A 23,566-nucleotide genomic window follows, 5' to 3' on the forward strand; every position below is an offset into this window, starting at 1 on the left:
CATATTCACCAACCTTCGGGCACAAGAAGAGAAGAGCATACACATGAACCAACTCGTCGGCGTGATCTCGGACACCCATGGGCTGCTGCGATCCAGCGCAATGAACATACTCAAGACGTGCGACCTGATCCTCCATGCCGGCGACATTTGCGGTCAGGAGATCATTGACGAACTGCAGGCTCTGCAGCAGACCGTCTTTGTGCGTGGCAACATGGACCGGTTCCCTTCCGGGGGGGCAATTCATAGCACAGCATCCTTGGAAATCGCCGGTGTGCATTTCTTCATGCTTCATGATGTATCCCAATTGGATCTTGATCCGAAAGCCGCGGGAATCGACGTCGTAATTTACGGGCACTCCCACAGCCCGGACATCTCCTACAGAGACGACGTTCTCTTTCTCAACCCCGGCAGCATTGGTCCGAAACGATTTTCTCTGCCTATTTCCATGGCTGTGATCCGTGTCGAGAACCAGGTTCTGCATCCCGAATTAATCACTTTGGACGACTAAGTGCGGTTCCACGCCGGAGCCGAGCCGTCGGAACAACGGACAAATCGCTCCTGCACCCACTTTCAATAGACATGATCATGACACGCAGACAAATGGAGGCGAATACATAATGCCGATCATCATGGGCACGGCGGGGCATATCGACCACGGCAAGACCAGCTTGGTGAAAGCCTTGACCGGCATAGACTGCGACCGCCTGCAGGAAGAGAAAAAGCGGGGCATCACCATCGAGCTCGGCTTTGCCTTTCTGGATCTGCCCGGCGGCATACGGCTCGGGGTGGTGGACGTGCCCGGCCATGAGCGATTCGTCAAGAACATGGTGGCCGGAGCCGCGGGAATCGATTTCGTGGTTCTGGTAATTGCGGCGGACGAGGGCGTCATGCCCCAGACGCGCGAGCATTTGGAAATCTGCACGCTGCTGGGCATCCGGCGCGGGCTGGTGGCGCTGACCAAGGTGGATATGGTTGATGAGGAGTGGCTGGAGCTTGTTCAGGAAGACGTGCGCGCCTTTCTGGAGCCCACCTTTCTTGGCGAGGCCCCGGTGGTCCCTGTTTCCGCCCACAAGGGGCTGGGCCTTGAGGAACTCCGGCAGCGGATCTCCGCCCTGGCAGGGGAGTTCCAGCGGGATTCCCGTTCCGACGTTTTTCGCTTGCCCATTGACCGGATTTTCACCATGCGCGGCCATGGCACCGTGGCGACGGGCACCCTGGTCTCGGGCACGCTCAAGGTGGGCGACGAGCTGGAGATTACGCCGTGGTCCCTCAAAAGCAAGGTCCGCGGCCTGCAGGTGCACGGTGATTCCCAGGAACGGGCCGAGGTCGGGCAGCGGACCGCCGTCAACCTGCATGGTCTGGAAGTGGAGGAGTTGGAACGGGGCATGGTCCTGACCCATCCGGGAAGCCTGTTCCCCAGCACCACTTGGGATGTGGAATTGACCTGCCTGCCCTCCACGCCCAAAGCATTGAAGCATCGCACCCAGATCCACTTTCACCACGGCACCAAGGAGACATTGGCCCGTATCTATTTCCTGGACCGCGACAAGCTGGAACCGGGCGATACGGCCATGACCCAGGTCCGTTTCGAAGAACCCATGGTCGGCATGTACGGCGACCGGTGCGTTCTGCGGTCATTCTCCCCGCTACGCACCGTGGCCGGTGGAAAGGTGGTCAATCCCCTGGGCCGCAAGGTGAAACGCTTTTCCGCCGTGGTGGACAAGCTGGCTGCGTTGGGTGAAGCCTTGGGCGACCAGCGCATTCTGCTTCAGCTTGAGCTTGCCGGACTGTCCGGACTGACCTTCGCGCAACTGCGAGCCCTGACCTGCCTGGATACCAAGGAGCTGGAAAAGCTCCTCCAAACCCTGGGTGGCAGACAGGATGCCTTTTTGTTCGAACGGGACAACAGGACCTATGTCCATGGACGCCTGGTTCAGGAGCTGTGCGCGGGCATCGTGGAGTTTACGGCTGATTTTCACCGCAGGGAACCCATGAAACAGGGAATTTCACGCAGCGCCCTGGCTTCCGGATGGGGCCGGAAGCTGCATCCGAAGCTGTTTCACTTCGTCCTGGAGCGCACCCAGAAACAGGGTGAACTGACCGCGGACGGCGATCTGTTTCGTCTTCCGACCCACAAGGTATCCCTGGCCTCGGACCAAGCCAAGCTGCGAAGCGCAATTTTGGACGCATTCAGGAAAGGTGGCGTGACGCCGCCCAACGTCAAGGACGTTCTGGCGCCGTTGGACCTGGAAATGAAGGACGCCGCGCCGGTCTTTCGTCTGCTTCAGGAGCAGGGCGAACTGGTCAAAGTCAAGGAGGACATGTTTTTCACCACCGAGGCCATGAACCAGCTCAAGGGAATGATCCGGGACTTTTTCCGCGACAAGGAGGAAATGGAGCCGTCGGACTTCAAGACCGTAACCGGCCTGACCAGAAAATTCTCGATTCCCCTGCTGGAATACCTGGACAAGGAGAAGATGACCGTGCGTGTAGGCGACAAGCGCCGGCTGCGTTCTGGAGGATGAGGTCTACTGGACGGTGACGTTGCAGGAGCCCTCGTCTTCGCCCACTGCCTTGATCAGATATTCGCGCACGCTGCTTAAGGTGTTCGCGAAGAGCTTTGCTCCAGCCAGGGTGGTGAACGGGTTGTCCCGGTCTCCGCAACAGTAGGCGAAGGCCGGGCCGATGGCCTGGGTGGGGTCGTTGTCCGGCTCGAGGGCGGCCATGGCCTGGACATACGTTTCCAGACGGGATTTCAGGATCTTGAAATATTCGATGTCCTTGCCGATGAGCAGGGACGTGGTTTGGGAAATGTTTTCGGAAAACTCCCGCATCGCCTGCCAGTAGGGTTCCTGGATCTGGTCCTTGAGCGGATCCTCCTGGAGATAGAAGGAAATAGCCCACCCCGTGCTCACGATTTTGAGCAGCTGCAGTTCATACTCCACGGTATTCAGATCCACTTGCCCATCCTGGGGCAGACCCTGGAGCAGCCACTTGATGTCCTCGCGGTCCAGAGCAAAGTTATACAGATTTTCCGCATACGGGTTGAGGAGGGCAGGTTGTTTGCCGCTATCGTTCATTATTCAATATCTCCGTGGAATGAATTCTTGTTTTGTTGATCGTTGTGCATGTCAGGCTCAGCGGGCCGTAAAGAATTATTCAACATAGAGCGGGGTTTGTCCGGCATGATTCACAGCGGATATCCCCTTGGCGTGAGCATCCGGTTGCCGAGAAAACGGGTCTGGCTGTTGCCGATAAACAGAATGCTGAGCATGTCCACGCGTTCGACGGGTACCTGATGCAAAGGGAAGACCGAAACTTCCTGGTCCGGTCGGTAGGCGTTGCGTACCAGGCCCACCGGGGTCTCCGGACTCTTGAAGCGCAACGCGATGTCCACGGCCTGGGCAAGTTGCCGGTCCCGCCCCTTGGAGCGCGGGTTATAGAGAACAAGAACGAAATCAGCCCGGCTGGCGAGCTCGATGCGTTGGACGATCCGTTTCCAGGGCGTGAGCAGGTCGCTGAGGCTGATCACCGCGAAATCATGCATCAACGGCGCGCCCAGGAGGCCTGCCGCCGCCGCAAGGGCCGGAACGCCGGAAATGACTTCACATTCCACTCGGTCCAGGGCGCCGAGCTGCTCCAGGACTTCCAGACATGGACCGGCCATTCCGTAGATTCCGGCATCGCCGCTGCTGACCAGCGCGGTATTCACTCCCTCCAAGGCCAGTTCCACGGCCCGGTTGCAACGTTCAATCTCCCGGCGCATGCCCGAGGCCAACACTTCCTTGCCGGCCAGAATCTCCAAGGGGATCAGGTCGATATACACGCTGTATCCCACGATGGCTTGCGATTGTTCAAGAGCCTGGAGAGCCTGGGGCGTCAGCAGGTCGCTGCTTCCGGGGCCGAGGCCGACGATTTTGAGCCAGCCGGGGCCGGAAACATTCGCGGGAGATTTTTCAGCTACATCCATTTTTTTCTTGTCCATTTCAAGTTGTCACACATCTTTTCTCGCCACGGCCAGGGTCAGGCCGTCGCCCTTCACCTTGGGGACCAGCAGTGGGGATGTTCCTCCGAGAAGCAGCGCGGCTGCTTCGCAGACGCTGGCCGTGCCGATCAGCCGCCGCGCCACGGCCGAAGGGTGAGGCGTGGACACCCCGGCAAGTTCCTCGGCGGAAAAAAAAGCGGCATCGACCTGCAAAACGTCCAACGCCTCCCGCACTCCTGCCTCGCCGGCCCTGGATCGAATCGTGCCCAAAGCGGCCAGGCTCTGCAGGGCCAAGCCGCTTTGGGCAAAGACCGTTTCGATGAACCGGAGAACGTCTGCCCCGGCGACGCCGCGGTGACAGCCCAATCCGGCCACCAGACAGCGCGGATGCAGGCACAAAGTGAATGGTGCGTCGCCTGGCGCATCATTGCGCCAGGAAACCCAGATGCCGGGTTGCGCATTTTGCCACTGCGAGGGGTTGTCAACCGGCGTGAAATGCGCCTCATGGCCGGACATGCGGATCGAGGGCCGGAGGCGATCTTCCGGATCCCAGAGCTGTACGCTGTCCTTGTCCAGCATGGCCGCGACAACGGTTTTCAGCAGTCGCGGAGGATGCGGCGCCAGATTGAGATCCCTTGCCAGCAGATCCAGAGCCGGCAGCCCTTCGGTATCCGTGGCCGTGGTGATCACGGCCTCTCCGTTTGTCATTCGCGCGACCTCTTCGGCCAGGGCATTGGCTCCGCCCATATGCCCGCCCAGAAGGCTGATCACGTGCCGACCGTCCTGATCCAGGACCACCACGGCCGGATCCGTGGTCTTGCTGTTCAGGACAGGCGCGACGCACCGCACCACAATGCCGGTGGCGGCAATGCAGACATGACGCCGGAAGCAGCGAAACTGCGCCGCAAAAGTCTGGGCAAACCCCTGGAACGATCGTTCGGATTCACACCGGAGATGCTTTTGCGGAACAAAAAGGGTTGCGTTCAGGCGCGAAGTCAACGACCGCCCCAGATCGCAACCCTTTGCGTTCAAGGCCCAGACCGCAGTGGAGGCTTCGGAATCCACTGCGGTCCGGCGCTTTTCAGAAGTGCACGGTGCGGCAGGCGTCCAGGGTTTTCTCAAAATCCTCGTCCGTATGGGCAAAGGAAGTGAACGCGCATTCAAAACCCGAGGGCGCAAGAGCCACCCCGGCGTCACGCATCTGGCGGAAAAAACTGGCGTACGTCACGGCGTCCGCCTTGGAAGCCGAGGCAAAGTCCGTAACCGGATCCGTGGCAAAAAAGAGGGTGAAGAGCGAAGCCATGCAGTTCAGCTGCACTTGCACGCCGCGCTCTTCCAGAACGCTCTTCAACTCGCCGGCCAGGGCCTTGGTTCTCCTGGTCAAATCCATGTAATCGGCCTTGCCCAACTCCCGCAAGGTGGCCACGCCCGCGGCCATGGCCACGGGATTACCGGAAAGCGTTCCGGCCTGATAAACGTCGCCGCAGGGAGCGATGCGGGACATGATCTCCCGGCGTCCGCCGTAGGCGCCTACGGGAAAGCCGCCGCCGATGATTTTGCCCAGGCAGGTCAGATCCGGAACGATGCCGAAGACATTCTGCGCCCCGCCGTAAGTCAGACGGAAGCCGGTGATCACTTCGTCAAAGATGAGCAGGGCGCCATGACGCTGGGTCAGCACGCGGAGGGTGGGCAGAAAGCCGGGTTGCGGCAGGACCATGCCCATGTTTCCGGCCACGGGCTCGACAATGACCGCGGCGATCTCGTCGCCGTGGGTTCGAAAAAGCGCCTCCACGGCGTCCAGATCATTGTACGGGGCCAGGAGCGTATCCGCGACCACGGCCTCGGGCACTCCCGGGGTGCCGGGAATGGACAGGGTGGCCACGCCGGAACCGGCGCTGGCCAGAAACGCATCGCTGTGGCCGTGGTAGCAGCCCTCAAACTTGAGCACCTTGTTTCGGCCGGTGTAACCCCGCGCAAGGCGCAGTGCACTCATGGTCGCCTCGGTGCCGGAATTCACCATCCGAACCATGTCTACCCCGGGCAGCGCGGCCACCAGCATTTCCGCCAGCTCGATCTCGGCCTGGCAGGGAGCACCGAAGCTCGCACCCTGATCCACGGCCTGATGCACGGCTTCCACCACCGCGGGATGCGAGTGGCCCAGGAGCATCGGTCCCCAGGACATGACGTAGTCAATGAGTTCCCGGCCCTCCACGGTCCACATCCGTGAACCATTGGCGCGGGTTATGAACAGGGGCTCGCTTTGCACGCTCAGGCAGGCGCGCACCGGGCTGTTCACCCCACCGGGGATCAGTTCCTGGGCCTTGGCAAACAACGTTCTGGAGTCAGTCATGCTTTCACCTCGATATATTTGTTTCAATTCTTAAAAATAAGCCATAGAGGTTTTTTTCAGCTCCTTGCGACTGAGGAGGATATCGTATTGCGGCACTTGGGCTATTTTAGAGAGGTTCTCCACCACGCTCAGACATTCCTCCCGGCTGCGGGCGTGAACCATGGTGTACAGGTTGTACGGCCAGTCGTAACAGTTCACCCGTTCGTAGCAATGGGTGATTTCCGGACGCTGGGCCATGATAGCACCGACCTCGTCCATGTCCCTGTCCTGCTCCACGTACCAGCCGACCATGGCATTGGCGCCGTATCCGGCCTGCTGATGACGCAGGGTTGCTCCGAAACGGCGGACAATGCCCGCTTCCTTGAGTCCCCGAAGAAGCTCCATCACGGCTTCCTCGGTGAGGCCGGCCTGATCGGCGATGTCTTTGTATGGCTGAACCGAATCCGGTATATCCGCCTGAAGCAGTCGCAGCGCGACCTGCTCCGCCTCGCTGTGGGCTGAAGATGGGTCTGTTTTGGGCATGTGTTGGTCCATTTTCATTTTTCCGTTTGAGTGTCGTGTATCCGGACGATTTTCCGGATTGATCCGTTTCGAGCCTGATCACCTGGTCATCACCATTTAGAGCTTTCCGCGCCTGATCGCAAGGACGCGCCCTTATTCAAGCGGATTACACTTGATTGAGCTGACGCCTTGGGGTAATAATTGAAATCTTGTCGACAACGAGTGCTGTCGCGAATCCTCAGCCTGCTTTCAGATCACCCGGGTTCATTCCTTGCAAAATCTGGAACAATGTGGTTCAAACTCCTTTCAACTCCTTTCAAAAACGAGACATCAAATCATGCAAACGGCGATATTTGGAGGTGGAAGCTGGGGGACGACCCTGGCCAATCTCTTGGCGCGGAAGAACGGTTCGGCACGACTTTGGGTCAGGGAGAAGGAGCTGGCGTCGCTGATCAGGACCAAAGGCTGCAATCCCTGGTATTTGCCGGAACTGGAATTGTCGCCGAATCTTTTTGTGAGTGACGATCTGGCCCAGGTGACGGAGAATGCGGAGTACTTTTTGTTTGTGGTTCCCAGTCAGTTCTATGGCGGCGTCTTGAAGACCGTCCGGGAGCATCTCCCCAAAAAACCCGTCATTATCTCTGGAAGCAAAGGCATCACCCTGGACACGCTGCAGACCATGTCCGAAGTGACCGAAGACACGCTGATCGGCCTGAAGCCGGTTTTTGCCATGCTGTCTGGGCCGTCCTTCGCCAAGGAAGTCAGTAAGGGCATGCCTACGGCAGTCACTTTGGGCTGCAAAGACAAAACCGCGGCTCGAGCCATCCAGGATCTGCTTTCCACGGATACATTCCGGGTCTACACCAACAAGGATGTTCGGGGAGTGGAACTTGGAGGCGCGTTCAAGAACATCATCGCCATTGCCTCGGGCATTTCCGATGGTCTCGGTTTCGGCACGAATGCCCGGGCCGCGCTGATTACTCGGGGCCTGGCGGAAATGTCCCGCCTGGGAGTGGCCATGGGGGCACAGGCCCAGACCTTCATGGGCCTGTCCGGCATGGGCGATCTGGTCTTGACCTGCACCGGAGATCTTTCCCGTAACCGTCAGGTCGGGCTGAAGCTGGCCGAGGGGCACAAACTCCTGGATATTCTCGGCCAGATGAAAATGGTGGCCGAAGGCGTCAAAACCACGGAATCCGTGCATGCGCTGGGCAGCAAACACAAGGTGGAGCTGCCCATAACGGAACAGGTCTACCAGGTGCTCTACGAAGGCAAAGATCCCTTGACGGCCGTCCATGAATTGATGCACCGGGAACTGAAAAGCGAGCAGTAGTAGAAAAAGGGGCAATGGTAACTACTCAAAATTGTCATAGAACGCATATCCTGTTTTTTCCTTGGAGGTTAAATCATGCGATCAACGAGAAAGACTTTGGCAGTGTTGGCAATCCTTGCGCTTTTGGCCACCGGATGCGGGGGCGTACAAGGAGGAGGTCAGGTCCATCAGATCGGCGGTGGATTGCTGGGAGGCATCGGCGGCGGTATTGCCGGCGCCCAGATCGGCGGCGGCAGCGGCCGTGTGGCCGCGATCATCGGTGGTACCATCCTCGGTGCGGCACTGGGCAGCTATGTCGGCGGGTACATGGACCGGATGGACCAGCAACAGGTCAGCCGCACTCTGGAAACCCAGCCCACAGGACAGACGTCCCAGTGGAGAAATCCGGACACGGGCCATCAATATCATGTCACTCCGGTGAATACCTTTCAAAAAAGTGACGGCCAGTACTGCCGCGAGTTCAGGACTCAGGTCGAAGTAGGGGGGAAGTTGGAAGAAGGCTATGGCACGGCCTGTCGCATGCCTGACGGTGCCTGGAAGATGCAGTAGTAGCGACCAGCCGGGACGCTCATTCAATTATTGTTGAGAGGAGATGATCATGATCAGAATGATTCTCATGCTGTTTTGCTTTCTTTTCCCAGCCCTGCCGCTTTCCGCGCAGCAGACCATAGACAACTGCCCCATCCTTCCCTACACCCGTTGCCCCGGAGTCGATCTGCAGGGAGCAAATCTGGCGGGAGCAAACCTGCAAGGCGCCTATCTGAAGGGCGCCAAACTTCAAAACGCCGATCTCAGTGGCGCTGTTCTCATCGATGCCTATCTGTATGACGCCGATTTGCGAGGCGCCAAGCTTGACGGCGCTAATCTCAGCAAAGCCGTATGGACCGACGGTCGGGTCTGCGCCTTCGATTCAATCGGGACATGTAAATAGTGGGAACTCGGATATCACCGGCTCGCTTGACTATAGTCCACACTGAAGCCTCGGATGCCTGGGGCGGACAGGACATCCGGGTCTTCAACGAAGCCCTCTGGTTCCGGGACCGGGGACACCGCGTGCATTTGTTCGGGCCGAGGCATGGAGAGTTGTTTCGGCGCGCCCATGAATCGAGCTTGAGCTGTGAAGCCATCTCGTTTGCCAAGAAGGCAAAGCCCTTTGATTTCTTGCGCCTCGTACAGCGATTCAAGGCCATTCAGCCGGATGTGGTATGTACGCACAGCAGCGTCGACAGCTGGGTGGGGCTCTTGGCGGCCCGCTTCTGTAAGGTCCCGGCGACAGTACGCTATAGGCATGTCAGCACCCCGGTGAACGGACATCTGTTGAACCGTTGGCAATATCGCGGACTGTGCGATCATGTCGTGACCACGGCCAAAATGGTCCAGCAAAACATCCAGCGTGTCTTCAATTTGCCTCCGCAAAAAATCAGCTCGATTCCCACCGGCATCCTGGCCCCTGTTCTGCCCTCCCGAGAGGAGGCCAGGACACAACTGCTGCGTCGATTCAACCTGCCGGACAACGCCCTGCTTATCGGTCAGGTTTCGGTCCTGCGCAGCTGGAAGGGACAGTACGTGCTTATAGACGCGTTTGAGCAACTGGCTGACCGGATCCCGAACAGCTACCTCCTGCTCGTGGGCGGAGGTCCGGTCACGGGCGACTACTCCAAGCGCGCCAGGGAAAGTCCGCAGGCTCAGCGGATTCTTTTGCCGGGACACCAGGACGATGTCTGGCCGTTTTTTCGAGGGCTGGACGTCGCGCTACTGAGCAGCACGAAGAACGAGGGCATCCCTCAGGCCGGACTACAGGCCATGTTTGCGGGTTGCCCCTTTGTCGGCACCGATGTCGGCGGCATCCCGGAAATTGTGGATCACGAACGTACAGGGTTGATTGTGCCGCCGAGCGATGCACCGGCATTGGCTGAGGGGATCATACGTATCCTGGAGCAGCCGGAACTCGGGCTGGAAATGGCAAGACGCGCCCGGGACATGGTCATGGAAAAATTTACCCTTGAAGACATGGGTCAGCGACTGGAACAGCTTTTCCAAATGCTTGTCGCAACCTCGACCAGGAGACGGCGCGCATGAGCCATGCTGATGCCCATGAAGACGGATCGTGGACAAGTCGCACATCGGGCTGACCTACGTCACCCACTACTACCTGGATCAGAAACGACCGGACTCGGTCCTGGACCTTTTTCGGCGATACCAGGGGTATGCACCGGAAATTCTGGACCGGATCCAGTTCGTTGTCGTGGACGATTGTTCGCCTTTGAGATTTTCACTTCCGGACCTGGATCTGAACCTGACCTGGCTGCGCATCACGGACGACATACCCTGGAACCAGGGCGGCGCACGGAATCTGGGAGTGGTCTATGCGGCCTCGGACAAGGTGCTCCTTACGGACATCGACCATGAATTTCCCGAGCCCACCCTAACCTACATGCTGCGGATGCGGGAGTGCGGACGCGATTTTTTCAAGATCTACAGGACGGATCCGGCTACGGGCCAGATGCGGCACGGCCATTCCAACACCTTTCTGCTTTCGCGGGCCAGATTCCTGCGCTTGTACGGATATGACGAGGAGTTTTGCGGCCACTACGGCGCCGAGGACTACCGGTTCGTGAAGTTCCAGAAATATCACGGTTCCCGGCAGCGCTATCTGCCCAGGAAGTACCGCTGCATCCCGCGCATCGACGTGAACCGAGAGGAATCCTATCACTCTCTGGAGCGCGACCTGTCCCACAACACCCCCATCGATTTCCGCAAGGAATACGAGATGAAGCAGTACGGCGGGGACGCCGGGCATAGTCGCTTGTTTCTGCGTTTTCGCTGGGAGATCCTGATGGATAGATCCCGAACAGTCCGGATGAAACGCAAAAAGAATCCGTTCTGGCAGAAGGCCTGGTACTGGCGCTGGCTGGTGGGAGAGCGCTGAGCACATGAAATTTCTGTTCATCAAGCTTAAGCATATCGGCGACTCCCTGCTGCTGACCTCGGTGGTGCGAAAGGTCCGGGAAACCTATCCACGGTCCCTGATCTGGGTGGTGGTGCGTCAGGGCTGCGAGGGCATCCTGGCGGGCTGCCCGGATATCGATCGAATTCTCACGGCCGCGGCCCCGGAAAAGGCCAAGCGCAGCCACTGGAACTGGGCTTCCGACCTTGCCCTTGCCGCAGTGGTCCGCCGGGAGCGGTTCGACTACGCCTTCGAGCTCGGCGACGGCGACCGCGGACGCTGGCTGACCCTTGTCAGCGGGGCGCGCCATCGCTGCGCCAACGCCGCCGGGCGGCCCCTGCATTGGTGGTGGCGACGAACCTTCACAGACTTTTCCAATTATTGGTGGTACAAAAGCCACCAAGTGGAGAAGGAATTCTATACGGTCAGCGACTGTTTACCTGCTCCGCTGAACCCGCCCCTGTCGCCGCTGCGGTTCGTCAGCAAACGGACTCAGGATTGGCCGCCTGCCCGAGAGTTGACGGATTTTGTCCTGCTTCACCCTGGAACACGCTGGTCCATCAAGCGCTGGCCGGAGGAGCGCTGGCGAGATTTGTGCGTACACTTGCTGCGTCGTATTCCGAACATCCTGCTCAGCTGCGGCCCGGATGTCCGGGAAGTGGATCTGTGTGCGCGGCTCATGATGGTGGAGCCCGGGCGCATCATGAGCACTGCCGGGCGTGCTTCCTGGGCGCAGTTGGCCGGACTGCTGTACAGGGCAAGGCTGTTTGTTGGCGTTGATACAGCGGCCATGCATCTTGCCGCGGCGTGTTCCTGCCCCACAGTGGCTTTGTTTATCGGCTCCAGGCCGGAGGACTGGTCGCCCTGGCAGACCCGAAACATCGTGGTGCAGCCCCGGGCGGACAAGGATCTGCAGCAGCCACCGGCGGAGCGGATTTCGCTGGAGCAGGTTCTCCAGGCCTGCGATGCACTGCTTCAGAACGAACCGGCCCCATGAACACTTTGTTTTTCGTCATCAACCAGAACCCCGGGGACGGTTCGGCTCATGGCCTGTACTGCCTGCGTCATTGCTGGTGGCTGGCGGCGGTGGAGCAGCGAAAAACCGTTCGCCTCATATATCCTCGTCCCTCTCTCCTCGCCGCCCACGCCACCACCGAAGAGATACTGCGCCGTATCGGGCTTGCCCCGTTACCCAATTTTCATCTTCACGCCCTGCCTGCCCTGCTCAAGCCCAGGGGCGGACGCGGGATAACCGTCAATGCCGTCTACTATTGGTCGCTTTCTGCTTTCCTGCAGAAAAGCAAGCAGCCTCAGGATATCCTGGCTGGGGCCAGTTTTCCGAAACTGATGCGCTTTCTTTATGGACGCAAAAAGGCAATAGCTGGATTGCGCCGGGTTTATGAAGTGCATCAGCTGCTGTGCCTGGAACGCGGAGCACTGTCCGTGGAAGCAGGAATCGAGCGGGAGGTGCTTGCCGGTTCTAGAAAATTGTTGACCACCACCTCGGTCTTGCGCCGTCAGTTGGAAGGGATGGTTCCGGGCAAGGATGTCGTCACCGTCGGCCTGTCCTGCGGCTTTGATCCCGGCGAAATTTCCGAACGCATCCCGGAACCAACACGACCCTTCACCCTGGCCTATATCGGCTCGTTATATCCGGAGCAGGGAGTTCAGTGGCTGGTTCAGGCCTGGAATGAATTATCCCGTCATGTCGGCCTGCCCCTGGAACTGATCATTGCCGGCGGCAAGCCCGCGGAGGTGGAGGAGTTGCGGTTACTGGCAAAAGAGCGGCAGGTCTCAGTCCAGGTGCGCGGTCCGGTCCCGCCGAAAGATTTGTCGGCTTTGCTCAAGTCTGTGGATGCCCTGATTATCCCGGCATTGCCCCTGGGACGCATGCCATACGTGGCCCTGACTAAAGCCTACGACTATCTTGGGTTGAATCGGCCGATCCTGGCTTCCAATCTGCCTTCGGTGGCCGAGGTGCTGCGTCCGGGACAGGAGGCTCTGCTGTACGCGCCTGGTGATGTCGAGGCCCTGGCTGCCGGCATCAGCCAGGTGGCAAAAGACCAGGTTCTTGCGGACACACTGGTGGCAAACTGTCGCGAACGCCGGGAAGCGTTTTCCTGGGAATCCCGGTCCAGGCAGTGGTGGAAGGCGGTCACGGCATGAAAATATCTATCATCACTCCCACGTGGAACCGGGCGGCGCAACTGCGATCAGCCCTGGAAAGCGTTGCCTGTCAAGAAGCACCGCCTTGTGAACATATCATCATCGACAATCTGTCCATGGACGGCACGCAAGAACTTGTTCTTGAGTATGCCAAAACGGCAAGGTATCCGGTCAGGTGTATTCGTGAGGCGGACGGAGGAATCTACCAGGCCATGAACAAGGGCATTGCGTTTGCCACTGGCGAGGCCCTGTATTTTCTGAACGACGACGACATGCTGTATGACGCCCAGGTGCTGTCCATGATGAGTCGGTGCCTGAAGTCCATGGATGCGGACATCATTTTCGGGGATGTGGTGCTCCTTGACGAAGGGCAAAAGGGTGGGCGCTATTATCGCCGCCACCGGCAGGTCAACTGTTTGACCCTGGTGGAGCGTGCCATCACGCAGCAGGCCATTCTTTATCGTCGGGAGGCATTTGATCGTTGCGGCGGTTTTAATCAGGAATTGCGCATTGTCGCAGATCACGACTGGCTGCTCCGGGCTTTCCTGCACCATGATATCCGCGGCATCTACCTCAAACGCCCCGTGGCCGTCTTCCGCATCGGGGGCGTATCAAACGATGGCGAATCCGCGCAGGCGCATCGCAGGGAACGAAAACTGGTTACAGAACGATATTATTCCTCACGAGAGATCAAGGCAGCTCGACTTTATCGGAACCTGTTGCGCAAAGTCCCTTTCGGCGCAACCCTCCTAAACTGCTTCGTGCCCCTGCGGCTAAAGATTTGGACATTGCGCGAAAAAAACGGCACCTTTCATCAAGACCCCTTGGCCTGGATCGATCTCTAGCTCTGCATTGCACGGCTCCCGGGATAAAAGCCGTTGTAATGATTCTTTTGAGAACAACTCGGACTGCGAGACCGTAAATCAAGGCAAGCCGTCAGTTCCGATCTTATGATCAGAATTTGCTGAGGAGGTGCGAGGTTATCCCCATGATTCCCGTGCGCCCTCAAATGTTGCTGTAGTTATAGGCTACGACGGTATGCGCAAGCCGATCTCGGGGCAGAGCCTGACCAAAGATTTCCAGTGTTCGTCGGCGATGGTCCGGATCGTGCTCATGTCCAATCCCTTGTACTTGGACGGCCACATTACGAAATCCAGTCATGGCCACCATGGCCAACCGTCTGCTCACTGATCAGATCAGCTTACGCATCAGTCTGAAAGCATCAGCGCGTGTTTTGAGGCATCCCAGATGTTCCCTGGTCACTAGGTGCAACGCCAGAACAGACCAATGGCAGCCTGGCAAGCCCGTTCTATGTTCAGGAGCAGAGCATCGTATGGGTGCCAATTAGTGAGTTCCGGATTAAAGGCGTGCTTCCTCCCACATCGAGCGCATCGCCCGCTTCCATGATGGCAGCAATGTTGCGGCAGGCGTCATTAGGCTTGATAGGCTTCAGGACCTCATGTCGCTCTTCGTCGAACAGGAAGCGAGCCGCGCCGGGTTTGCAGGAAGCGAACAGACCCAATCTTTCAGGGGCTAGAAGGGCTGCCCGGGATTATTGCGGAAGGGGGAGGGGATGATGGGCCTGTTCAGATTTTTCCGGCATGTTCTTCCCGCCGGGCGCGGATTTCCGAGCCAATAACCAGTCCCACGGGCAACCAGAACTGAAACCACATGGGCGAAACCCTGGACAGTGTTAGAAAACTGTCAAAGAAGCCGAAGATCAGGGGATAAAGCACAATGGCAAAAAGCAGGAAACTGCCGGTACGGCGGTATTCACGCCACGCCCCGCGTAGGGCCAGGACAATCAGGCCTAAAAGCAACAACAGTCCGACCAGACCTCCGTATTGCAAACAATCCAGGAACATATTGTGTGCCGTGTCATGATTATATCCACTGGCGACAACCAAACCTTGGATTTCGTTCAGCCCGAAGCCGAACCAGGGCCGTTCCCAGGCCCGGTCCAAGGCCAGGGACCAGATCTCCAAGCGCGCGTCCGACATACTGCTCCGCATCGCGACAACGGCCAATAAGGCTCCGGCCGACACGGCTGACATCAGAAACAGACGTCGATCACCCTGGGCCAGCACCCCCAACCCGAGTACCGTGACAATGCCGAGCAAGGCGCCACGGGTCTGTGTCAAAAACACGAAACCCAACACGGGCACCAGGGCTACAGCCCCTATCCACATCCACATATCGGGGGATTCCCCTTTCCCCTCTTGCCTTCCGCCCTCCGATTTCCGGATTTTGCCTTGTCTTCCGCAAGTCACTAATCCAAAAATCAAAAACACGGCTACAGCCCCGTACAGTCCACTGGAATGACCGATATGCCGGGCGGTTATGCCAATATCCCAGGCTCGGTGCGTCAGCCATTCCGTTATGGGGATCTGGTTGCTGATATAGAACGCGTACACGGAAACCAGAGCCGTGATTCCCACCACGCAGGCCAGACATTTCGCCAGCAAGCGCGAAAAATTGTCAACGACCAGGGAGTAAAAAGCAATGATGGCCAGGAAGATAAGCATTAGAATCAACGACCGTGTCTCGTTGTAAAAGTTCAATGCTCCGGATGCCGTAGACCAGAAAAAACTCACCCAAAGGTATCCGAGAAAGGCTAGGCTGGCCAGAAAGACAGGTGAACGAAACAGGCTGTAAAAGAACGAAACCGGAACCTGGAGGAAAAAAAGAGGCAATACGAGTAAATAATAGACGTTTCGGTGTATTCTGAGATTATCGGTCATAAAGATGGTGCTGAGAGACAAGCAGAACAGCAAGGCCCAGAGAGTACGATAAGAGTCAGAGGAAATATTTTCACGAATGCGCAACATATTACTCAATAAAGTCATTGTATAATCACTCCTTGAAAGGATTACTCATCCATTAAGGAAGGAATAGGAGTTGTACCTTATTAGAATTTGGGGTTTTCAACTGGCCTGTTCATCTGAAATCCTCGAAGACCGTCTTTGGCAGAGAATTTTCGGGGACGAGGAGTACGTTTCGATGATTCAAGAAGCTGAGTACTCATCCGCCAGCATGGTCGAGGTTGGAACAACTCCTAATGCTCCCGTTCTCTTGGCGCGCCAGATCGACATTTTAGCACCTGGGCCATTTAATAATTGAAGCACTTATGCTGTTTCATGAGAAGTGATATTTTGCAACAGTGTAACAATAGGCTACAAAATAAATGCAAATTATTTAAAATAGATCTGTAGTAGCCATAGACACAGGTTGTTCTAGAAGAGAAATCTATCTAGGCTTCGACGAAAATCTTCTATTGGAACATTGATGTTGTCAAGAGTCGGATTAATGCATTCACTATTTTTACGATTTCCTATAATGTAATGATATTCCAGTTTTACTTGATTTGCAATTGCCCAAAAGCAAACATTAACATAACTTGGAGAAAATATTTCAAGGACCTTTGCATTAGGGTTACACCATATTAAATTTGTTAGCCCAGCACCGTGAGGAGCAACAATATGCTCGGCACTTGAGAAGAGTGAGATTTGAGTAGACAGATTATGGTCCTCTAGCCATACTGGTGTAAATCCAAATTTTTCTAAATATTTAAGCAGATCATCTTCGTTTATCACTTTTCTTCTCTTTGCTTTTGATCTGCTGATATATAACTTAGGTACTTTGGAAACACTTGCTAAACCATTAAGGAAATTTTCACGTAAAAAAGCAATGACCCAAGCCGGAGGATTGCCTGTTAAACCGGGAAGAGAAGGAACAACGAGGTTCTTCGCTTGGATATGGAGATTCTTGTCAGCATAAATGAGCTTGTCCGAGGGTATTCCCAACATTGTTAATGTCTCATCAATAATTGGAATTCCTTTGTTCACAACGTACTTATCAATACTTTCAAGTCCCGATGTTTTTCTGATTATTTCAAATCTTGGTAGTGCATCCGTCAACCAATGAAAAAAATTTCCACCACCGGCAGTTGCCATAACGGCAATTTTTTGATCTGTTTTTTGAAAAAATGGAAGCTTAAGATAATTAAAGATTTGATGTGATTTTGCTTTTTTTGCAATACCTTCAATGCCAAACTGTAGGGAAACATCTAGTAATAACATGTCATTATGTGTAATGATTGTCCCTTTGTTAGTAACAACCCTTCCATTAGGAACTGTAAGAAGAAATGTTTCAGGATTTTCATGTATATATTTATCAGTAAAATTTCTATGAATTTTTTTATGAATTGAAATTGGAATATTTCTTCTGCTAATTGAAGAAAGCATATGCGCTTTATAGTCTAGAACATTTAAAAATTCTGAATTAAATAAATCATAGTATTCTCTAGAATATGTATAAAAACCCTTAGGTGAACCGATATGCTTAGATGTAAGAGGAAATATGGAAATAAATCTTATCATCCATCGTTTGATTTTTATTCTTAAATTTTTTAATTTTCTTCTAAAAGGTTTCATAACAAAACTCCAGAATGTGCTGCTAGATTCTAAATCAACTTCCGGGGTTGGTAATACAGTTTGATTTGTAGCCAACCAAGACGCCAGGATGATCCCAGAACATTAGAGTCATTGTTCAGTGCCTGTTGTGAAGAAAAGAAGGATCTGGACTACATGGCCACAATGAAGCGCGCATACTCGGTGACATTGCGCAGACCTAGAGAAACGCAGAGCAGATCTGCCGCTCCTTGATATCCGCAGTATTGGGGACAGCCATTAAGTTCATTGGTCTGGATCGGCAATGTGATCAAAGAGAAAAGACTCTTGTTAGCCAAAAAGTACTCCGAAAGTTGAGTATATAACGACATAAGTTACCCACTTCTACCTCCCGATCACAGTACGTGCGCGCCGCAATTTTTTCGTAATCTTGTGCTTAGCCTTACGCAGGAGGTAACTTAGCATGTAATTGTAGAAACCACGAAATGCCAACGGGTTATTGGTATCATCATTGTAGGTTGCGTGAATATCCTTCCACCCTAATCCCTCTAAAGCTAAGACGCGCAAGAAGGTGCTGGCATTCATCCATGCCCCGTCCACGTCATTTCCGAAAGGGCCTGCGGAATGTAACGGAAAAGAGTACATAACATGACTCCCCTCATTATCGCAGGCTATTGCACAATTTGAGTAATCTTCTGAGACGAAACGGGCGTTAACAGTTTGAACGCATCGTAGCGACCTTGTGTGACAAGTAAAGAAAATACTTCTATGGAATGCGACTCTGCTGAAATGAATGGTGGGAAAACACCTGCGTTGAACAAGCCCTTAAGAAGAGGAGCGTCATAATGCTCAATGTCTACTTTGATGTAGTATGGATCGCCATGTGTCTTCAGAAGATCGGAGATAGTCTTGGAGGGTAGTACTACATTTTCAAAATTGTCTACTTCGCTGGGCATAGGCGGTGGTAGTTGACTTAGAGCATGATACAATTTGTGGATGTAGAAATCAATCGGACCGCTATCTCCTTCCGCAGTGACAACACAATTCTCCACAACAAGTCTGCCAGCCTGCACTTCAGCGCCAAATTTCGCGTTAATTAATTCGCAAAGAATAGGATTTGCTTCGACGGCTTCCAATCAAAATTTAAATCGTGGCTCGAGGATGAATCACAACAGGTGCCGATGGTTCTGTAACTGCAGGATGAGTTTCAAAGATGCCCTGTAATTCAATTTTCCTTTATAAGGAATAGTCAGTTGAGCAGTTACGTGCAGCTCCGCAAGCACATGGCGCGTTAGCATTCACGTTTCGTCAGCCCTTCGGGGGTAACATGACCATTACGCAGTCGCAACATCACCGGGAACTCAACTCCGCGACGCACTCGATATGCGAGGTGTGGGGGAACATGTCAACCGGTTGGATGCGTCCAGAGACATAGAGCGATGAAAGACTTTTGACGTCTCGGGCCAGGGTGGCGGGGTTGCAAGAGACCAGGATCAGTTTCGGAGCGCCGATTTCCAGAAGCCTGGCGATGATGGCGGGCTGCATTCCGGCCCGAGGGGGGTCGGCCACGATCACATCGGGTTTCTTGGTGAGGTTGTCACTGATGGCCCGGGGGATGGTCCTGGCCACATCGCCGGCCAAGAACCGGCACCTGGTCCGGGGCAAGCTACGGGCGTTGCGGGCGGCGTTGGCTTCGGCGTTTCGCACGGCCGCTGGTTCCATCTCGAATCCCAGCACTTCCGAGGCTCCGCGTGCCAGATACAATGCCAATGCGCCGACCCCGGAGTACAGGTCCCAAAGGGTTTCCCGGCCGGACAACCCGGCGAAATCGCGGACCACTTCGTACAGTCGGTCGGCGGAGTGGGTGTTGGTCTGGAAAAATGATCGGCTGGAGATGGCCAGGGTCATGCCGCCCAGCTCGTAGAGCAGTTCGTCCGGGCCGGTAACCGAGATGACACGTTCTCCCTGGGCAACCAGGCTGCGTCCTCTGCGCACCTCATGTACGACCGTCTTGACCTGCGGGGCATGGCTGACGAAATGTTCGGCCAGCCGTGGTCCCATGTCCTCTCCGCGAGGATCGTGGCTGGTGATCAGGCAGGCCATCAAATAATTCGGATCATCGCCTCGGCGCAGAACCAGATGTCGCCAGAAGCCTTTTCCGGTATTCGGGTCGTAGGCGTCCAAACCGGAATTCGCGGCCCATCGGCCGACAATGTCCTGGACGTCGACCATTTCTTGCGGGCAAAGGAGACAGGTACGGATGGGAGTCGTCAGATTGGCCATGTTTCGGGGCCGCATGCCAATGGCCGGGCCGGTGGAAACTGCGAAGGTGTTCTTGCTGGAATCGTCTGTCCGCTTTGGCATAACGGCCTGGGGAGAAAAGGCGAACTCCATCTTGTTGCGGTATCCGCGCGTGACGGGCGAGGCAATGGTCGGCGCAACCACGGCGTCGACGCCTCCGATGTGGCGCAGGGTTTCCCGGACAAGTTCGCGCTTCCAGTGCAGCTGGCGGCCGTACTCCATGTGCAGCCAATCGCATCCGCCGCAGACTCCGAAATGGGGACAACCAGGAGGAACATGCTCCGCGGACTGCTCCACCACCTCCAGCAGTTCCGCCTTGGCATGCCGAGCCTTGACCGAGGCAACCCGGGCCAGAACCCGTTGCCCCGGCACCACCCCCGGCACGAACACGGCCATGCCTTCATGGCGGGCAAGGCCGTCGCCGCCGAGGGTCGGCTTGAGTACTTCCAATATCAGTTCCTGTCCCGGTTCAATCTGCAAGTTGATGACTTCCTTCAGTTATATGGGCAGCTGTGGCTGGAACGGCACTAACTGCGCGTCAAAAGGTTGGGAACACCTGAACTGCGTGCTGAGTTTTTCCATGGTCACGGCCGTTCAATGGATCAGGACTCATAGGTCACGGAAATGATCTCGTAGCGGATCTTGCCTCGGGGGGCGTCGACAACCACCTCGTCGCCCTCCTCCTTGCCCATCAGGGCTCTGGCCACGGGAGAAGCGAGGGAGATGCTGCCCTCGTTGGGGTCGGCTTCATCCGGACCGAGAAGGGTATATTTCTTGGTTTCTTCGGTATCCAGGTCCTCCAACTCGACGGTTGCTCCGAAAGCGATCCGCGATCCACCGAGGGTTTTGCGATCAATGACGTTGAAGCGGGACATCCGCGATTCGATGAACTTTATTTTGGCCTCAAGCATGCCCTGGCGTTCGCGAGCCGCGTCATATCCGGCATTTTCCCGCAGATCGCCTTCCTCACGCGCCACCTTGATCGCCTCGACGATCTCCGGACGTTCTCTCTTCAGCCGGTCCAGTTCTTTCTCCAGTTTCCGGAATCCTTCGACGGAAATGGGGATGGAATCCATCACATGTTCCTTTGATTGACGGTTGGGAGCATTATGCGCTCGATACGTTCCAAATGACGAAAAGCCAGGATACCCATTGCAATTGGTTTGGGCAGCCCTGGCCATAAATTCCCCCCTCGGGGAAGTCGTATATTTTTTGAGACAGGTATCCCATGGGCCGGGAGTGGTCAAGCCGTGCAAAAACGCATCACCTTGTTGTAGATATTATCTTGCCGAGTTACCCCATGCCGGCTTTTATCCTCAGCACGCACCACCCGCCGGCATGTGATTGACCTGCTCCGCAGCCTTGTGCAAGGAAATGCAGGGGCGACAATATTTTGGATTTCGGGTAAAGTCGGAATCTTTGTCGCCGGACAAGAATTGGTCAGGCTTTCCTCAGTGCCGAGGTTTCCGAACGGCTTCCACGCGAATCAACCAGGAGGCAAGGAGAATATGCATTTGCACGTGCTGGGTTGTTCCGGTTCCGATCTTCCGGGATACAACCTGACATCTTTCCTTGTGAACAAGACCTTACTGCTGGACGCCGGTTCCGTGACATCCAGCTTGTCCTCGGCGGATCAGGCGCAAATTCAGGATATCCTGGTCACCCACGCCCACCTGGACCACATCAAGGACATCCTTTTTCTGGCCGACAACCTGATCGAACTGGTGGTCCGCAACGAGCATGGTCCCGTGCGCATCCGAGCTCTCGCACCAGTGCTGGACAGCATCCGCACCCACCTGCTCAACGATACCATCTGGCCGGACTTTACCGTCCTGCCTGCCATCGGCAACCCCGTACTGACGTATAACCCGCTGGAACCCGGGGTTTGGGTGGACGTCAACGGCCTTCAGGCGGCGACGTTCCCGGTCAACCATGCCAAGGCGGCCTCGGGATACGTCCTGCGTGAAGAGTCAAGTGGAGCGAATTTCGCCTTTACCGGCGACACCGGACCAACCTCGGACTGGTGGCATTTTCTCAATGGCCTGCCTTTTTCTCTGGAACACCTGATTATTGAAGCCTCTTTTCCCAATTCCATGGAGGAATTGGCGTTGCTGTCCCAGCATTTGACCCCGGCTCTACTGCGCGTTGAACTGGACAAACTGCATGCGCGGCCGAAGATCTATATCTCGCACATGAAATCGACGTTTTCCAGCGAGATCCAGGAGCAACTCAACCAAGCCCTTGACGGCTATACCTACCACCTACTGCGCGATGGCGAAGACATCACTTTCTGAATTCCCTGATTTCACGGCATTTCAACAGCACATGGACAAGCTGGGCATGTTTCACATGCGCCTGGGCTTTGACCGAATGCGCCAAGCCGTGAAAAGGCTGGATATTGCCCGCCCACCCATGACCACGGTCCAGGTGGTGGGCACCAACGGCAAAGGTTCCACAAGCTTTTTTCTTGCCCGGATCGCCCAGGAACACGGCTTTGCCACGGGGCTTTTCACTTCACCGCATTTTCTGACGCTCAGGGAGAGGATCCGCATCAACGGACGACCCGCGTCGGAAGAAAAGGTTCTGGAGTGGGCGAACATCGTGCAGGAGAAGTGCGCGGACCTGGGGCTGACCTATTTCGAAACCATCACCCTCATTGCCATGGTGGGATTTCGCCGGGAAGGGGTCGACCTTGCGGTGCTGGAAGCCGGCCTTGGCGGACTCAACGACGCAACCACGACCTGGGATCCGGACCTGTTGCTGGTCACTCCCATCGGTCTGGACCATGAACAGATCATCGGCCCAGGCCTGGTGAACATTGCCCTGGACAAGGCCGGCGCCGTCAAAACCGGATCCACGGTGGTTTCGGCCCGCCAGGAGCCCGCGGTATTGGTCATTCTGGGAACAGCGGCTGCCTTGGACAGAGCAAACCTCTTCCTGGCCGATGAACAATGGGCTGTTCCCGGTACTTCCGGTTCTCACCTCCAAAACCCATCAGAACCGCTCCCGGCCTTGCCGGGCGCGCACCAAAGAACCAATGCCGGACTGGCCCTGGCAGGCTGGTCCAGACTCTGCGACCATCGGGGCTGGACCGTGCGGCCCGAGGCATGTCGCCGGGCTCTGGCCGACGCGGGTTGGCCCGGACGTTTGCAACGCATTCCCGGAACTCCGGAATTCATCCTGGACGGCGCGCACAATCCCCCGGCCGTGAAAGCTCTTGCCGCTGCCCTGAAGGAGTTGGAAATTCGTCCCGCGGCCGTGGTTTTCACCTGCCTCCAGGACAAGGATCTGGCCGCCATGGCTCCGCTTGTCCGCGCCATGACAGACGGGCCGATTCTTGTTCCTGGACTGCCCACGTATCAGCGCACCCGCCAGGCTGCCGAAGTCTGCCAAATTCTCGGCCCGCGCGCCAAGGCGGTCCAGGATGCGGCGGCAGCGTTGCGGGAAACCCGGCAGCTGAGCGGTCCGGTCCTGATCTGCGGGTCGCTGTACCTGCTGGCCGAAACGTATGCCCAGCATCCGGAATGGCTTGATTGTTGCGCTGCTTGAATTCCCGACTTCGGCATCATCTCCA

Annotated in this window: 22 protein-coding genes; 12 read left to right on the forward strand and 10 right to left on the reverse strand. The window is 56.2% G+C overall.

Annotated elements, in window-relative coordinates:
- Positions 1-43 precede the first annotated feature (43 nt).
- Both BLP93_RS04585 and selB read left to right on the forward strand, forming a co-directional pair.
- Positions 44-508: a metallophosphoesterase family protein gene (locus BLP93_RS04585; protein WP_092117709.1), complete on the forward strand. Its 465-nt coding sequence runs from the start codon at positions 44-46 to the stop codon at positions 506-508.
- 109 nt (positions 509-617) lie between these two features.
- On the forward strand, positions 618-2,525 hold the full coding sequence (gene selB / locus BLP93_RS04590) for a selenocysteine-specific translation elongation factor (protein WP_092117712.1): 1,908 nt from the start codon (positions 618-620) through the stop codon (positions 2,523-2,525).
- 3 nt (positions 2,526-2,528) lie between these two features.
- On the opposite strand, the gene BLP93_RS04595 is transcribed toward selB, so the two are convergent.
- From BLP93_RS04595 to ahbB, 5 genes are all read right to left on the reverse strand, one after another.
- On the reverse strand, positions 2,529-3,080 hold the full coding sequence (locus BLP93_RS04595; protein ID WP_092117715.1) for a hypothetical protein: 552 nt from the start codon (positions 3,078-3,080) through the stop codon (positions 2,529-2,531).
- 110 nt (positions 3,081-3,190) lie between these two features.
- Positions 3,191-3,985: a precorrin-3B C(17)-methyltransferase gene (cobJ, locus tag BLP93_RS04600; RefSeq protein ID WP_244148640.1), complete on the reverse strand. Its 795-nt coding sequence runs from the start codon at positions 3,983-3,985 to the stop codon at positions 3,191-3,193.
- A gap of 9 nt (positions 3,986-3,994) precedes the next feature.
- A complete protein-coding gene (locus BLP93_RS04605) occupies positions 3,995-5,107 on the reverse strand; it encodes a cobalt-precorrin 5A hydrolase (RefSeq protein ID WP_161946194.1) in 1,113 nt (370 codons plus the stop codon).
- Positions 5,067-6,335 carry a glutamate-1-semialdehyde 2,1-aminomutase gene (hemL, locus tag BLP93_RS04610; protein WP_092117721.1) on the reverse strand — a complete coding sequence of 423 codons (1,269 nt, stop codon included), beginning with the start codon at positions 6,333-6,335 and terminating at the stop codon, positions 5,067-5,069. The genes BLP93_RS04605 and hemL overlap by 41 nt, the downstream gene beginning before the upstream one ends.
- 30 nt (positions 6,336-6,365) lie before the next feature.
- Positions 6,366-6,857: a siroheme decarboxylase subunit beta gene (gene ahbB, locus BLP93_RS04615; protein ID WP_092117919.1), complete on the reverse strand. Its 492-nt coding sequence runs from the start codon at positions 6,855-6,857 to the stop codon at positions 6,366-6,368.
- Between the two features lie 316 nt (positions 6,858-7,173).
- On the opposite strand from ahbB, the gene BLP93_RS04620 reads away from it, so the two are divergent.
- From BLP93_RS04620 to BLP93_RS04655, 8 genes are all read left to right on the forward strand, one after another.
- Positions 7,174-8,169 carry an NAD(P)H-dependent glycerol-3-phosphate dehydrogenase gene (locus tag BLP93_RS04620; RefSeq protein WP_092117724.1) on the forward strand — a complete coding sequence of 332 codons (996 nt, stop codon included), beginning with the start codon at positions 7,174-7,176 and terminating at the stop codon, positions 8,167-8,169.
- A gap of 75 nt (positions 8,170-8,244) precedes the next feature.
- On the forward strand, positions 8,245-8,718 hold the full coding sequence (locus BLP93_RS04625) for an RT0821/Lpp0805 family surface protein (RefSeq protein ID WP_208596562.1): 474 nt from the start codon (positions 8,245-8,247) through the stop codon (positions 8,716-8,718).
- Positions 8,719-8,767: 49 nt separating this feature from the next.
- Positions 8,768-9,100: a pentapeptide repeat-containing protein gene (locus BLP93_RS04630; RefSeq protein WP_208596563.1), complete on the forward strand. Its 333-nt coding sequence runs from the start codon at positions 8,768-8,770 to the stop codon at positions 9,098-9,100.
- Positions 9,101-9,126: 26 nt separating this feature from the next.
- Complete coding sequence (locus tag BLP93_RS04635; RefSeq protein ID WP_139162914.1) at positions 9,127-10,248, forward strand: glycosyltransferase family 4 protein; 1,122 nt, start codon at positions 9,127-9,129, stop codon at positions 10,246-10,248.
- A gap of 28 nt (positions 10,249-10,276) precedes the next feature.
- Positions 10,277-11,098 carry a glycosyltransferase family A protein gene (locus BLP93_RS04640; RefSeq protein ID WP_208596564.1) on the forward strand — a complete coding sequence of 274 codons (822 nt, stop codon included), beginning with the start codon at positions 10,277-10,279 and terminating at the stop codon, positions 11,096-11,098.
- 4 nt (positions 11,099-11,102) lie between these two features.
- Positions 11,103-12,113 (forward strand): glycosyltransferase family 9 protein, encoded by a 1,011-nt coding sequence (locus BLP93_RS04645; protein ID WP_092117740.1) that lies wholly within the window; start codon positions 11,103-11,105, stop codon positions 12,111-12,113.
- Entirely contained in the window at positions 12,110-13,282 is a 1,173-nt protein-coding gene (locus BLP93_RS04650; protein ID WP_092117743.1) for a glycosyltransferase family 4 protein, read from the forward strand. The genes BLP93_RS04645 and BLP93_RS04650 overlap by 4 nt, the downstream gene beginning before the upstream one ends.
- Positions 13,279-14,127, forward strand: a complete 849-nt coding sequence (locus tag BLP93_RS04655) for a glycosyltransferase family 2 protein (RefSeq protein ID WP_092117746.1) — start codon at positions 13,279-13,281, stop codon at positions 14,125-14,127. The genes BLP93_RS04650 and BLP93_RS04655 overlap by 4 nt, the downstream gene beginning before the upstream one ends.
- 741 nt (positions 14,128-14,868) lie before the next feature.
- Here the strand turns inward: BLP93_RS04655 and BLP93_RS04660 are convergent.
- The 5 genes from BLP93_RS04660 to greA all read right to left on the reverse strand — a co-directional run bounded on the left by BLP93_RS04660 (position 14,869) and on the right by greA (position 21,068).
- Positions 14,869-16,023 carry an O-antigen ligase family protein gene (locus BLP93_RS04660; RefSeq protein ID WP_161946195.1) on the reverse strand — a complete coding sequence of 385 codons (1,155 nt, stop codon included), beginning with the start codon at positions 16,021-16,023 and terminating at the stop codon, positions 14,869-14,871.
- A gap of 492 nt (positions 16,024-16,515) precedes the next feature.
- On the reverse strand, positions 16,516-17,790 hold the full coding sequence (locus BLP93_RS04670) for a glycosyltransferase family 61 protein (RefSeq protein ID WP_139162915.1): 1,275 nt from the start codon (positions 17,788-17,790) through the stop codon (positions 16,516-16,518).
- Between the two features lie 572 nt (positions 17,791-18,362).
- Positions 18,363-18,827 carry a class I SAM-dependent methyltransferase gene (locus BLP93_RS04680; protein ID WP_092117760.1) on the reverse strand — a complete coding sequence of 155 codons (465 nt, stop codon included), beginning with the start codon at positions 18,825-18,827 and terminating at the stop codon, positions 18,363-18,365.
- Positions 18,828-19,041: 214 nt separating this feature from the next.
- A complete protein-coding gene (rlmD, locus tag BLP93_RS04685; protein ID WP_092117763.1) occupies positions 19,042-20,472 on the reverse strand; it encodes a 23S rRNA (uracil(1939)-C(5))-methyltransferase RlmD in 1,431 nt (476 codons plus the stop codon).
- A gap of 122 nt (positions 20,473-20,594) precedes the next feature.
- Positions 20,595-21,068 carry a transcription elongation factor GreA gene (greA, locus tag BLP93_RS04690; RefSeq protein ID WP_092117766.1) on the reverse strand — a complete coding sequence of 158 codons (474 nt, stop codon included), beginning with the start codon at positions 21,066-21,068 and terminating at the stop codon, positions 20,595-20,597.
- Positions 21,069-21,500: 432 nt separating this feature from the next.
- Here greA and BLP93_RS04695 point away from each other — a divergent pair, with 432 nt between their 5' ends.
- Complete coding sequence (locus BLP93_RS04695) at positions 21,501-22,286, forward strand: 3',5'-cyclic-nucleotide phosphodiesterase (RefSeq protein WP_092117769.1); 786 nt, start codon at positions 21,501-21,503, stop codon at positions 22,284-22,286.
- 46 nt (positions 22,287-22,332) lie between these two features.
- Positions 22,333-23,541, forward strand: coding sequence for a bifunctional folylpolyglutamate synthase/dihydrofolate synthase (locus tag BLP93_RS04700; RefSeq protein ID WP_244148641.1), 1,209 nt, complete (start codon positions 22,333-22,335; stop codon positions 23,539-23,541).
- Positions 23,542-23,566: the final 25 nt, after the last annotated feature.

Origin of the sequence: Desulfonatronum thiosulfatophilum, assembly GCF_900104215.1 — a bacterium.
Taxonomy (GTDB): domain Bacteria; phylum Desulfobacterota; class Desulfovibrionia; order Desulfovibrionales; family Desulfonatronaceae; genus Desulfonatronum; species Desulfonatronum thiosulfatophilum.